This window comes from Parabacteroides caecihominis (assembly GCF_023656785.1).
Classification (GTDB): domain Bacteria; phylum Bacteroidota; class Bacteroidia; order Bacteroidales; family Tannerellaceae; genus Parabacteroides; species Parabacteroides segnis.
On sequence record NZ_JAMOKS010000027.1, the window covers coordinates 37,281 to 51,211 of the forward strand.

General features: G+C 41.6%; 8 protein-coding genes. 7 read left to right on the forward strand and 1 reads right to left on the reverse strand.

What is annotated here, in order from left to right:
• Positions 1-168 precede the first annotated feature (168 nt).
• The 7 genes from mgtA (at position 169) to NBH14_RS20095 (ending at position 12,655) form a co-directional block, all read left to right on the forward strand.
• Positions 169-2,817: a magnesium-translocating P-type ATPase gene (gene mgtA, locus NBH14_RS20065; RefSeq protein WP_186959152.1), complete on the forward strand. Its 2,649-nt coding sequence runs from the start codon at positions 169-171 to the stop codon at positions 2,815-2,817.
• Positions 2,818-2,956: 139 nt separating this feature from the next.
• Positions 2,957-3,997, forward strand: a complete 1,041-nt coding sequence (locus tag NBH14_RS20070) for a carbohydrate porin (RefSeq protein WP_186959153.1) — start codon at positions 2,957-2,959, stop codon at positions 3,995-3,997.
• A gap of 56 nt (positions 3,998-4,053) precedes the next feature.
• The gene (locus NBH14_RS20075) at positions 4,054-4,221 is read left to right on the forward strand and encodes a hypothetical protein (RefSeq protein ID WP_186959154.1); all 168 of its coding nucleotides are present in this window, start codon (positions 4,054-4,056) and stop codon (positions 4,219-4,221) included.
• A gap of 830 nt (positions 4,222-5,051) precedes the next feature.
• Positions 5,052-8,252 carry a SusC/RagA family TonB-linked outer membrane protein gene (locus NBH14_RS20080; RefSeq protein ID WP_186959155.1) on the forward strand — a complete coding sequence of 1,067 codons (3,201 nt, stop codon included), beginning with the start codon at positions 5,052-5,054 and terminating at the stop codon, positions 8,250-8,252.
• A 58-nt stretch (positions 8,253-8,310) separates the two neighbouring features.
• A complete protein-coding gene (locus NBH14_RS20085; RefSeq protein WP_186959156.1) occupies positions 8,311-10,248 on the forward strand; it encodes a RagB/SusD family nutrient uptake outer membrane protein in 1,938 nt (645 codons plus the stop codon).
• 76 nt (positions 10,249-10,324) lie between these two features.
• Positions 10,325-11,476 (forward strand): DUF5000 domain-containing lipoprotein, encoded by a 1,152-nt coding sequence (locus NBH14_RS20090; protein WP_250817724.1) that lies wholly within the window; start codon positions 10,325-10,327, stop codon positions 11,474-11,476.
• Positions 11,477-11,494: 18 nt separating this feature from the next.
• Positions 11,495-12,655 carry a DUF4998 domain-containing protein gene (locus tag NBH14_RS20095; RefSeq protein ID WP_186959158.1) on the forward strand — a complete coding sequence of 387 codons (1,161 nt, stop codon included), beginning with the start codon at positions 11,495-11,497 and terminating at the stop codon, positions 12,653-12,655.
• 84 nt (positions 12,656-12,739) lie between these two features.
• On the opposite strand, the gene NBH14_RS20100 is transcribed toward NBH14_RS20095, so the two are convergent.
• The gene (locus NBH14_RS20100; protein ID WP_186959159.1) at positions 12,740-13,864 is read right to left on the reverse strand and encodes a DNA polymerase III subunit; all 1,125 of its coding nucleotides are present in this window, start codon (positions 13,862-13,864) and stop codon (positions 12,740-12,742) included.
• Positions 13,865-13,931 lie beyond the last annotated feature (67 nt).

Genomic DNA, 13,931 nt, shown 5'->3' on the forward strand with positions numbered 1-13,931 from the left:
GGGACTGTTAGAAAACTATTAGAGTGCTATTAGAAAACCATTAGAGTTCGCTCTAATAAAATTCTAATAGCACTCTAATAGTTTTCTAACAGCCATCCAAAAGAACCATCCCTACTTTTGCGGCGCGAAAGGCAAAATAGAATAATTAACACATTAAACAAAAGTAACATGTGGAAGAGAAAAAAAAGTAACGAACAATTCGCCTTTAATGCCGAGAAGGTATTTTTGGCTGCAGCACAGCCGCTTGAATCAGTCTTCAATTATTTCCGGACGACTCAATTCGGATTAAACGAAGACGAAGTAGAGAAAAGACAATCCCTCTTCGGGAAGAATGAGGTTGTACATGAAAGAAAGAAAAAACCACTCATCATGTTTGCCAAGGCATTCATTAACCCCTTTGTTGGTGTACTGACGGCATTGGTTATTATATCCTTTGTGATGGATGTACTAATGGCTGCTCCCGGTGATCAGGATTGGACATCCATCATCATCGTTACGACAATGATCGTTCTGAGTGCCATCCTGCGTTTCACTCAGGAATGGAAAGCCAACCGTTCAAGCGAGGCTTTGCAGAAAATGGTAACAAATACCTGCTATGTGAAACGTGGGGGAGTTCCCGACGGAGAAATCAGTATAGAGGAACTGGTTCCGGGAGATATTGTGATGCTTGCCGCCGGCGACATGATTCCTGCCGATATCCGTATCATCGAATCAAAAGACTTGTTTATCAGTCAGTCTAGTCTGACGGGCGAATCCGACTCAATAGAGAAAACCGCTAAGGTGATGGGTAAGAAATACCATAAGGGAAGCGTAGTGGAACTGGACAATATCTGCTACATGGGTTCCAACGTGGTAAGCGGGTCAGCCAAGGGGATCGTTTTCGAGACGGGAAACAACACTTATCTGGGAACCATTGCTAAGAGCATAGCCGGACACCGCGCAGCCACGGCATTCGACAAGGGTATCACCAAAGTGAGTTTGCTGCTCATCCGTTTCATGTTGATCATGGTTCCGATAGTGTTCCTTGTAAACGGTATCACGAAGGGAGATTGGATGGAAGCATTTATCTTTGCCATTTCCGTGGCAGTTGGGCTGACTCCGGAGATGCTGCCTATGATCGTGACCGCCAACTTGTCAAAGGGGGCTATGGCCATGTCGCGGAAAAAAACAATTGTAAAGGATCTGAATGCCATCCAGAACTTCGGTGCTATGAATATACTCTGTACCGACAAGACCGGTACGCTGACGCAAGATCAAATCGTACTGGAACGCCATGTCAATGCAGACGGCACCGAAGATAAGGAAAACCGTATCCTGAGACACGCCTATTTCAACAGCTATTTCCAGACCGGATTGAAAAATCTGATGGATCGCGCCGTCCTCTCGCACGTTAAGGAACTGGGGCTGGAATCGTTGAGCAGTTCATATAAGAAGGTGGACGAGATTCCGTTCGACTTTACCCGTCGTCGGATGTCGGTTGTAGTGGAGGACAACAATGGAAAACGCCAGATCATCACCAAAGGCGCTGTGGAGGAGATGCTGAGTATCTGTTCCTATGCCGAATTTGGCGGTGAGGTGCGTCCACTCGTCAAAGACATACGGGTGAGAGCGCAAAAATTTGTCGAAGAGATGAACAACCAGGGTATGCGTGTCCTTGCCCTTGCTCATAAGAGCTTTCTGAGCAAGGAGAACAATTTTGCTGTGGAAGATGAACAGGAGATGGTGTTGATAGGTTATTTGGCATTCCTCGATCCACCTAAGGCGTCTGCGGCTCAAGCCATTCGCCAGTTGCACGAACATGGTGTGGAGGTCAAGGTGCTCTCCGGTGACAATGATGCAGTAGTGAAGACTATCTCCCGGCAAGTAGGTATCGAAACCTCGACGGCTGTTACGGGACCCGAATTGGAAAAGATGAGTGAGGAAGACAAGATGAAAGCCGTGGCAATGGGTAACATTTTCTCCAAACTGACACCGATGCAGAAGGTGGAGATTATCCAGCTCTTGCGGAAGCAAAAGAATACGGTCGGTTTCCTGGGAGACGGCATCAACGATGCAGCCGCACTGCGTGAATCAGACATCGGTATCTCCGTAGATTCTGCAGTGGATATTGCCAAGGAAAGCGCCGACATCATCCTGCTCGAAAAGGATCTGATGGTATTGGAGAACGGTGTACTCGAAGGACGCAAGACATTCGGTAACATTATCAAGTACGTGAAGATGACCGCTAGTTCTAACTTCGGCAATATGTTCAGCGTACTGGCCGCCAGTGCATTTCTGCCCTTCCTGCCGATGATGCCTATTCACATATTGATTCAGAATCTGCTCTACGATATTTCCCAGACGACCATTCCGTTCGACCGTATGGATCCGGAATACCTACGTAAACCTCGTATCTGGGATTCTTCTGACTTGAGTCGTTTCATGATCTGGATTGGTCCCATCAGTTCCATCTTTGACATTGCGACTTACATTGTGATGTGGTGGTTCTTCAGTTGTCAGAGTTCCGAAGCTGCATCCTTGTTCCAGTCAGGTTGGTTTATCGAGGGATTGCTGTCACAGACATTGATCGTGCATATGATTCGTACGCGTAAGATCCCGTTTTTCCAGAGCACGGCATCTTGGCCGGTACTGGTAATGACATTCTCAATCATGGCTATCGGTATCTGTGTGCCATTCTCATCGTTTGGTGCTTCCATAGGTCTAACACCGCTTCCATGGACTTATTTCCCCTGGCTCATCGGTATTTTGTTCTCTTACTGTATACTGACACAGGGACTAAAGGTTCTCTATATCCGTGCATTCAAACGTTGGTTATAAAATAAGATGAGGAATATTTATAAACAGAAACGCTGGCTATTTTATTGCCAGTTGCTGAAGTGATTGAATTGAATAAGTAAAAACTCTGCGAGGCATTTGCTTTCATCTGGCAAATGTCCCGCAGACAAAAACAGTGGTTATGAAATTAAAGACAATACTTTTCTTCATGGGTTGCATGATGCCTACTATCGCTTTTACGCAGACCTTCAGTGGTACATATACTACCGAATGGCAGTGGAACATGAAGAAAAAGACCAATTGGGTAAACCTTCTCAGGCTGGACATGACCCTTCCGCTGTGGAAGGATGGCTCTTTGGAGGCTGCCACGATTCATGTTGCAAAGACAAACGAATACATCATTGATGACTGGCAGACCTTCTCTAATATAGAGGAGGAGAATAATTATGCCGCTATCGCCCTGTTGGGATACATGCACACATGGGAGAAAGTCCATCTGTTTGTCGGCGTACGCAATGTGAACGAAGATTTTTTCACGTCCGATGTCACTTCCCTCTTTACAAACAGCTCTTGCGGCATTTTTCCAACGATTTCGGCAAGCTATCCGATTGCCAATTATCCTTTGTCCGGACTGACCGTATATTTTGATGTGAATTTCAGCAGATGGACTTTAAAAAACAGCCTGTACAATGGTGTAGGTTATAATAGTTGGAACCGGCACGACAATCCGTTCCTCATCCGACCGAAACGGGATGGTGTTTTTAATATAGCTCAACTGGAATACGGATATGGGAATGGATCCTACTTTATAGGGGCTGCCGTACACAACAGACAATACCCCGTTGATGAAGAGGGAGAGATGTCTCCAATGGTGGAATCCCTGAAAAAGACCAGTTGTGCCTGGTGGATTTACGGGGAACAGCCTGTGTGGAAAGTCGATGACAAGTATGTTTCCTTGATGGCTCAGTATTCGGAAAACACATGCAGGCAAAACAGTTGTTACCGGTATGCGGAGATAGGTTGTACGTATGCTGGCGTAAATAACCAGTTCGGGGTGTCAGGGCAGTATGCCCGTTTTTTTCAGGGTAAAGAGTGGTCACTGGAATTGACGTGGAACAAGACTATCAATGAATCTCTATTCATCCAGCCAATTTTTCAGTATGTCAGGAACGGGGAAGGAAACTTCACAGTACTTAGTGCACGTGTTCATTACAGTTTCTGACCAGCGATTTCAAAAGTGAGTTTTATCAGATTACAAATTAAAAAAACAGAATAATTATGGTTACAAGTGTTGAAAAAAAGTTGCAGGCCAATGTGCTTGACGATGTAAAGTACAGCAGAAAACAAGTTAGAATGGCTATATTCGGTCTGGTTGTCGGACTCTGGGGGCCTTTTATTGCGGCATTGATCTTGCTGGTTTTATGTGTAAGCGGGATCGTCGGGTAAGGTTGTTTTACCGGGAGGGGATTAACTGTTCACCTCTTGAAGGATGGCGAAAAGCAAACTTACTTATATCTCCTATATAATTGGAGAGTCCTCTACATTTACTTTCTGTTTTGCATATAAAGCGAAACAGAAAGTTTTAAAGTGTGGATTGCGGGAATATATACAGGACAGATATATTATATATTTTATACAAGAAAAATGATAGGAAGATTTATAGCTATTATGCTCTATATAGCGGCATGTTACTTCGTAATGAGGCGGGAAAACAAACGGCATAAAAGAAATAGCAGGCATCTTAAACATCGGAACAGAAAAAATAATCCGAATTTGAGGAAAAGTTACTCTCGCATTATAAAATAACGGATCATCTCTTTATCTGTAAACTATTTACGAATATAGTCAAGGCTTTATTTTGCCATATTTTTTCACAATTTCATATTTGTTATTTAAAGGTATCCTCAGTTCTTGTGGAACTATGTTAATTTAATCCGGATTGTTAATTGTTACAAATATCCGTATTAAATAAAAATTACAAGTTACAAAAATGATATTTAATATAATAAAACTGGCACTATCCCTAATTAAGTTTCAAAAGTCATCTTGAAAACAGATATGTAATCCACGGAATCTTTTTGTGTTAACTGTGTGTTAAATTGTTAATGCGTTGATATACAATGTATGTCTTCTGCCTTGTGTTTCTGATATTAACATAGTTCCACAAGGACTAAGAGTCAGTAACATAAATAAAATAGCTTATGAAGACATAAAATGAACCTATTCAATAGTATCAGTAATTAACATATTTAATTGTTAAACTTAATATCAATATAATGAATAAATCTATATGCAGTAATATAAAAGGAAAAGCTGTATCCCTAACTATTCTATGTGTTTTTAGTTATACAATATCTTTTGCGTCGGTTAATGTAGGAGTAGATAGGGACAAATCGGCTTCAAGTGGGATTATTCCGAATCAGAGTCAGGTAACCTTCAATTTAAAAGGAAAAGTAATTGATGATATGGGAGAGCCTCTTCCCGGTGCAAATATAGTTCTTGTAGGTGGTACGAGAGGTGTGGCCACAGATATCGACGGATCATTTGTGATCAGTGTTTCGGTCGGTGAGAAACTAACTGTTTCTTATCTGGGTATGGAAGATCAGATTGTAACGGTCAAAGATAAGAAGGATCTTGTAATCACGATGAAACCCAAAACGGATGAATTGGAAGAAGTGACTGTCGTTGCTTTTGCTAAACAAAAGAAGGAAAGCGTTATCGGATCCATTACAACCTTGAATCCATCGGAATTGAAAGTTCCTTCCAGCAACCTGACTACGGCAATGGCCGGACGTCTGTCCGGAGTGATTGCCTATCAACGAAGTGGCGAACCGGGAAAAGATAATGCTGAATTTTTTGTTCGTGGTGTGACAACTTTCGGTTATAAAAAAGATCCTCTCATTCTTATTGATAACAATGAGGTTACTACCACAGAATTATCCCGTATTCAACCGGATGATATCGCTTCTTTTTCTATTATGAAGGATGCCACAGCAACAGCTCTTTACGGTTCTCGTGGTGCTAACGGTGTTATCTTGGTAACGACGAAAGAAGGAGCGGAAGGGGCCGCCCAGGTAAGTATCCGGTTGGAAGGTTCCATGTCGCAACCGACAAAAATGGTGGAACTGGCCGATCCGATCACTTATATGCGCCTTCATAATGAAGCCGTATTGACACGTAATCCGATGGGAGCACTACCTTATTCGCAGCAGAAGATAGATAATACGATTGCCGGTGTGAATCCGTATGTTTATCCGGCTACGGACTGGTATAATGAACTATTCAAGAAAAATACATTCAACTACCGTGCCAACTTTAACGTAAGTGGTGGTGGTAAAGTTGCTCGTTATTATATTGCCGGTAGTTATATTTCGGATAAGGGTGTATTGAATGTCGATAAAAAGAGTAGTTTCAATAATAATATCAACCTGAAACGATATATGCTTCGTGCCAATGTAAATATCAATGTTACTAAAACAACAGAAGCTATCGTTCGCTTGAGTGGTGCATTTGATGATTATACCGGACCGATAGATGGTGGTGATCAGCTGTTCTCAAAAGTAATGCGAACTAACCCTGTTTTGTTCGCCCCTTCTTATCCGGCTGATGAAGCAAATCAGTATACCAAACATATATTATTCGGTAATGCAGACAAGGGACAGTATAATAACCCGTATGCCGATATGTTGAAAGGATATAAGGATACGCAAACCTCACAGATGGCGGCTCAGTTTGAATTGAAGCAGAATTTGGATTTTATCACAGAAGGATTGTCTCTTCGTGCTATGTTTAATACAAATCGATATGGTTATTTTGATGTATCTCGTCAATATGTACCGTTCTTCTATAGAATAGGTTCCTATAATAAGTTGGAGGATACCTATATTTTGGCCCCCCTTAACGAACAGGATGGACGTGAAACATTAGACTTTGTTCCCGGTAATAAAGTAGTTAGTTCTACAACTTATTTTGAAACGGCTACTAATTGGAGTCAAACTTATAATGAAAAGCATGCTGTTGGTGCTATGTTGGTTTTCACACTTCGTCAATCCCTAACTTCCGACGCCAATACATTACAACTTTCATTGCCTTCACGCAATGTGAATTTTGCCGGTCGTGCTACTTATGCTTATGATTCGCGTTACTTCCTTGAAGCAAACTTCGGTTATAATGGTTCCGAACGTTTTGCAAAAAAGGAACGTTTTGGTTTCTTTCCTTCAATGGGACTTGGTTGGCTTGTTTCTAGTGAAGCGTTCTGGAATGATGATTTGAAGAAAACGATTAATAAATTGAAACTGAAAGTTACTCACGGGTTATCCGGTAACGATGCGATTGGTAGACCTGAAGATCGTTTTTTCTATATTTCGGAAGTAAATATGAATAGCGATGGTAAGCAATCGTCGTTCGGTACTTATGGAAATTTTGGAGGACGTACGTTGAATGGTGTTTCGATCTCTCGTTACCCGAACGAGGATATAACCTGGGAGACTGCCCGGAAAACAAACCTGGGTGTAGAGTTAGGTCTGTTTGACAAATTGGAATTGCAGGCGGATTATTTTATGGAATCCCGTTGGAATATTTTAATGTCACGTGCTTCTATTCCTACAACTATGGGGCTTCAGGCTGATGTAATGGCTAATGTGGGGAAAGCTAAAAGTAGTGGTATCGATCTGTCGTTGAACTATAACCATATGATTAATAATGATGCCTGGTTGACGGGGATGGCTAATTTCACTTATGCAACCAGTGAGTTTACTGCCTACGAAGAACCTGACTACAGTAGTACCCCCTGGAAGTCGAAACTGGGGACTTCCCTGAATCAGAATTTCGGTTATGTGGCTGAACGTTTATTTGCAGATGAAGAAGATATCCGTAATTCACCGACTCAGTTTGGTAATTATATGGCTGGTGATATCAAATATAAAGATATCAATAACGATGGTAAGATTACCGAATTGGATATGGTACCGATGGGTTATCCGACTAGTCCGGAAATTGTTTATGGTTTCGGTCTGTCCGGAGGATACAAACAATGGGATTTGTCTTTCTTCTTCCAGGGCTTGGCTCGTGAATCATTTTGGATCGACACATCAACGGATAACGGAACTCTACCTTTCCTCAACGGACAGAATGCTTTGTTAAAAGCATATGCAGATGATCACTGGTCTGAAGATAATCGTAACCTGTATGCTTTGTGGCCACGTTTATCTTATGAAGCTGTAGAGAATAATCAGAAACCGTCTACCTGGTTTATGCGTAATGGTTCATTCTTGCGTTTGAAATCATTGGAGTTCGGATATACAGTTCCGACCAATGTACTTAAAAAAGTCTTTGTAAAGAACTTTCGTATCTATTTCAGCGGTACGAACCTGCTTACATTTAGTCCTTTCAAATTGTGGGATCCTGAAATGGGTGGAAATGGTTTAGGATATCCGGTTCAGCGTGTATTCAATTTGGGAGCTCAGATCTCTTTCTAATGAGAGAGGTAACGAAATTTTATCTTAGTGGATTTTATTTATCAATAAATTAGTTTACATGAAAACATTCTATAAAATATTAATGTTTGCAGCATTATTACAGGGATTTACTTCGTGTGACGGTTATCTGGATTTAGTGCCGGATAATGTTGCAACGGTTGAGTCGGCTTTTACGAATCGAGCTGCTGCCGAAAAGTTTTTATATACTTGTTATAGCTATCGCCCGCAGTGGGGTGATTTATTTAATGACCCGGCGATTAACGGTGGTGACGAGACATGGCAGTTCTATCCGATAGCATCACATGTATTTCCAACGTTTACATCTTCTTATTTACAACGCGGATTTCAAAAATTGGATGATCCTTACTTGAATTTTTGGGATGGTCTGCAAGGTGGTAAAGGCTTATTCGTTGGTATCCGTGATTGTAATATTTTTCTGGAGAATATTGCTAATACGGTTGATCTGGAAGAATCAGAACGTATTCGTTGGGTTGCTGAAGTGAAATTTCTAAAGGCATATTATCATTATTATTTGTTGAAATGTTATGGTCCTGTACCTATTATAGACGAAAACTTACCAGTTTCTGCTTCACCAGAACAGGTTGCGGTTTATCGTGATAAAGTGGATGATGTGGTGACTTATGTAAATGATCTGATTTTGGAAGCTTTGCCTGATCTGCCGGATTATAAAGACATGGTTATGAGTATTGAAGGCGGTCGCGTTGATAGACAGATAGCTTTGGCTGTTCGTGCAGAGATGTTGGTAATGGCTGCCAGTCCTTTGTTCAATGGTAATACAGAAATGGCAGGACTGATAGATAATCGCGGGACAGTCTTGTTTAATCAAACGTATGATCCTGAAAAATGGAAAATTGCTGCAGATGCTTGTAAAGAAGCGATAGAAGCTTGTCATGGCGCCGGAAAGAAACTGTATACGGAAATTGAGCCGATCACAGTGACTCAGCCTCCTGTGCTCCAATTACAGACTATGTTGCGTCAGGTCGTTTGCGAACGTTGGAACTGTGAGTTGATATGGGGAGGTACAAACAGTCAATGCAGGGATCGTTCCTATCATTCGACTCCTCGTGTTGTACGTATTGATGCTGGAATAATCAATACGATTAGTGCTCAATGGGCTCCGACAATTAAAACAGTGGAAAGTTTTTATACATCCAATGGTGTACCTATGAATGAAGATAAACAATGGAGCAAAGAGGGATGGTATGACAAACGCCATGAATTACGTTCGGAACCATCTTCCGGAGATGAGAAATATTTTGTAAAAGAAGGACAACGTACTTGTTATATGCATTACAACCGTGAACCTCGTTTTTATGCCAGCATAGGTTTTGATCAGGGAATTTACTACGGAAATGGGAAAAATGACTTTGAGTCATGTAACTATACTAACTTTTTAAATTTGGGGTGGTCCGGTTATCAAGGGGGTAGTTCCTATTCTATAACCGGTTATGCTCCTAAGAAAATGGCTAGTTATAAAAACGGTGTTACTAACAGTACTATTGCAGAACCGGAGTATTATCCTTTTCCTGTTATTCGTTTGGCTGATCTCTATTTGCTTTATGCGGAAGCATTGAATGAATATTCGGGTCCTTCCGCTGAAGTATATGAATACATAGACCGAATCCGTGAACGTGCCGGATTGGAGGGGGTAATAGATTCATGGAGTAAATATTCTACCGACCCATCTAAACCGACGACAAAAGAAGGTTTGCGCAATATTATCCATGATGAAAGAACGGTTGAGTTTGCTTTTGAATCCAAACGTTATTGGGATATTCGTCGTTGGAAACAGATCGATACTTATAATATACAGCCTCAGGGGTGGAATATCTTAGGTGAGACACCTGAAGACTTTTATAAATTGCAGAATGTTGCTGAAGTTCCTGTAAAAGTAACAGTGAAAGATTATTTTATGCCTATTCGGGAGACGAATATTATTACTAATAAAAATCTTGTACAAAATTACGGTTGGTAATAAATTCAATATCTAATACATTATAATAATGATGAATATGAAAAATAAGATTATACTATCTGCCATGACACTAGGTTTGATTACTTGGTCATGCAGTGAATCTCCAATAGGGCAGCAACCTATAGATTCTATTGCTCCGGGGGCTGTCTCGAATGTGAATGTAAAAAATATTCCCGGAGGGGCTATTCTTAGTTATACTTTACCGGATGATGAAGATTTACTTTATGTTAAAGCGGTTTATAACCTGAAGGATGGGATGGCTGAGGCCAAAAGTTCCCTTTATACAGATACAATTAAGGTAGTAGGTTTTGGCGATATGGAACCGCGTGAGGTTTCGCTTATTGCAGTGGATCGGAGTCGTAATGAATCTGCCCCTGTGAAAGTAACGGTGAATCCTGAAGAACCTCCTGTACTGACGATCGGTAAAACACTTGATTTAGTACAGGACTTTGGTGGTGTACAAGGACAATGGACTAATACAAACCGGGATGAGGTGACAGTCCATATTGTACGTAAAGATGAATATGGAGATTATCAACCTTTGGAAACGTTCTATACGACTGTTATAGAGGGTAGTGGAGCTGCTCGTGGGTTGGATACTATTCCAATGGATTTTGGAATCTACGTGAAGGATCGCTGGGGAAATGTCAGTCCGACGCTTTATAAAGAGTTGACACCTATGTTCGAAACTTCATTCGATAAGACTAAATGGTCCGATGCTAAATTACCGAACGATATTGGTGAAGGTGTAGGTTGGGGGATGTCTCGTATATGGGATGGTATTTATGGTCCGGGTGATAATGGATTTAGTTCGCCGGGTGGAACAGGAATTTGGCCTCAATCGATTACTATTGATTTAGGTGCGGTAGGTAAGATCAGTCGTTTATTGCTCTATCAACGTGGAGATGCCTATATTTTTTCTGAAGGAAACCTAAAACAGTTTGAAGTTTATGGTGCTACGGATTTAGATCCTACAGGTAATTGGGATAGTTGGACATTGTTGGGTACTTTCGAATCAGTAAAGCCTTCGGGGCTTCCTTTAGGTCAGCATTCTTCGGAAGATGATGATGTAGCTCTTGTATCCGGCGAGAATTTTATTATGCCCTTGGATGTTCCACCTGTTCGATGGATTCGTATAAAAGTTACCAGGACTTGGGCAGGCGGCGATAATTTCCAGATTGGAGAGCTGTTTGTGTTTGGAGACAACAGATCCGAATTATATCAATAATTATAAAAAGAACAGTTTATGAAATTCAATAAAGTATATTTTGTATTACTGATGCTATTGGCAATTGCCAGCCAATCATGTACGGATATGAATGATCTTACTGACAAGTATCTTGACGAAGGAGAGATCGTTTATGCTGCAAAAGTGGATAGTGTAGGTGTTCGGGCAGGCGAGAACCGGATTCAATTAGACATTTATGTAAAAGCTCAACGTGTAGAAAATTTACGCGTTTATTGGAATAATTATGAAGACTCTGTCGATGTCGAGATCGGTGGAAAGACTGGTGTTTTTCCTGTTATACTCGATGATATGCCGGAAAGCGGATATCTGTTCCAATTAGTCAGTTTTGATAAATTCGGTAATCGTTCGTTAGAGTTTGAAGCTACCGGATCTTCTTATGGAGAGAACTATAAGAATAGTCTTTCTAACCGAAGTTACATTACCGAGTTTACCCGTTATGATATGGAAGGTGATTCGATGGTGATTTATTGGGGAGGAGTAGCTAGAGGGGCTATTGGTATGGATTTGCAATATACCGATACTTCCAATGAAACGGTTCGTATGGAATTGCCGGCTGATGCTACCACAACTACCCTGTATGATTTGAAGGGAAATATAAGTTACAGCTCACGTTTCATACCAGAAGGGAGTGCCATAGATACATTTATTTCTACATCTAGAAACATACCGGTTTATTATGAACGTCCGATAGACAAATCCGGTTGGAAGATTGTTGGTTATAGTTCCGATGCTGCTGCAACAAATGGATGGGGGGCATCGAATACCATCGATGGCGATATCAATACTCCATGGCACACTTCGCATAATCCATACTCTGGCTTTCCTCATTATTTTATAGTAGATATGGGAGAAACGGTGAATATATCAAGTTTTGAAGTCTATCGTCGTATGGACGACTCAGCGGGTGCCCAGCCGACGCATCAGATTTTTTATGCTGAATCATTGAACGATCCGGCAGACAGTAAGGATCCGGGATGGAAGGACTATGGCGTTTACTCTTTAGATAATGTAGTCGATATCCCTCAGTTTTCAAGGGGCGCTAATGTTGTGAAAGCACGCTATTTCATGTATTATGTAGGATCAAACTCTCGCTCATCATATGCTTATATCGGTGAGATCGGAGCTTATTCTCCGGTAGGTGATGGCTTGATTCATTAGGCTTTATTTATTATTCGGCAGTCAACAGTAACTGATTTATGGTTAGTTACTGTTGACGCTGGATTTTTTAGAATAATTTTTTGCTTACCGTTTTATCAGAACCGTCAGTCGCAGCGACAAATCGAAAAAGACCATTTTGGCATTTACATTCTGGGTTATATGCCGTTCGGCTTTTGCCAGCTCTTCCATGATATCGAATACATTCCGTTCATTAACAAAAGGGGCGAATTTTACGGCAAAACCGGATTCGTCCATATTCATATAATTCAGGTCCGGTGACTGGAAACGGTACATAAAGTTTTCACGGATCAGGTGCTGGCAGTATTGCAGGAAGTTCTTTTGGCGTTCGCGTCCGATGCCGGCAAGAACATCGGCCATCGCTTTCATCCCTTTGACGTTACGTGCCCAGGAGTTACGCATCATCGTCTTGAACTGCTCCAGATAGAAACTGTTCTCTTCACTCAAGCTGATCGCTTCTACGGCTTTCAGATAACTCCCGTTTGCCAGGTGGGCCACATGTTTTGCATCGTCCGGAGCCAGTCCGAATCGTGTTATCATAGCAGCTGTTATAGCCTCCGGGTGGATGGAACGGACATTGATTCGCTGTGCACGTGACAGGATTGTTCCTAAGATCTGGTCCGGTATTTCCGATACCATCAGGATGACGGTATTCAAAGGAGGTTCTTCTATTACTTTCAGAAGTTTATTCGCACAGGTCGGATGGAGCTTTTCGGGTAACCAGACCAACAGGATGCGATAAGACGCCTCGTATATTTTCAGATTCAGTTTACGGATGATTTCGTCACTTTCCTTCGAATAGATGATGGCCTGCGAATTGCCGGCATCGATGTAATCCAGCCATCCGTCGATATTGAAATAAGGACGTTCTTTCAGGAAACCGCGCCATTCGGTCAAATAATCGTCGCATACTTCTTTTTTCTTTTCCTTCTTGGCAACAATAGGGAATACAAAATGCAGGTCAGGGTGCGCCAGTTCGTTAAATTTCAGGCAGGACGGACATGTCCCGCAGGCATCAGTCTCGGTCCGGTGCGTACAGTTCAGATAACGGCCATAAGCCAGTGCCAGAGGAAATGCTCCCGCACCTCCCTGTTCCGTGAATAGCTGGGCATGAGGCACAACACCTGTTTGTGCTGAATGGATAAGCTGTTTTTTTATCTCTTCCTGACCGATTATATCTTTGAAGTACATGAATGTTCCTTTTGTATTATCAGAACAAAGGTACAAATAATCGGAAGAAATAAGAAATACTGGCTTC

Coding starts and splice junctions, on each gene's coding strand:
- mgtA (WP_186959152.1), top strand. CDS start 169: ATGTGGAAGAGAAAAAAAAGTAACGAACAATTCGCCTTTAATGCCGAG.
- NBH14_RS20070 (WP_186959153.1), top strand. CDS start 2,957: ATGAAATTAAAGACAATACTTTTCTTCATGGGTTGCATGATGCCTACT.
- NBH14_RS20075 (WP_186959154.1), top strand. CDS start 4,054: ATGGTTACAAGTGTTGAAAAAAAGTTGCAGGCCAATGTGCTTGACGAT.
- NBH14_RS20080 (WP_186959155.1), top strand. CDS start 5,052: ATGAATAAATCTATATGCAGTAATATAAAAGGAAAAGCTGTATCCCTA.
- NBH14_RS20085 (WP_186959156.1), top strand. CDS start 8,311: ATGAAAACATTCTATAAAATATTAATGTTTGCAGCATTATTACAGGGA.
- NBH14_RS20095 (WP_186959158.1), top strand. CDS start 11,495: ATGAAATTCAATAAAGTATATTTTGTATTACTGATGCTATTGGCAATT.
- NBH14_RS20100 (WP_186959159.1), bottom strand. CDS start 13,864: ATGTACTTCAAAGATATAATCGGTCAGGAAGAGATAAAAAAACAGCTT.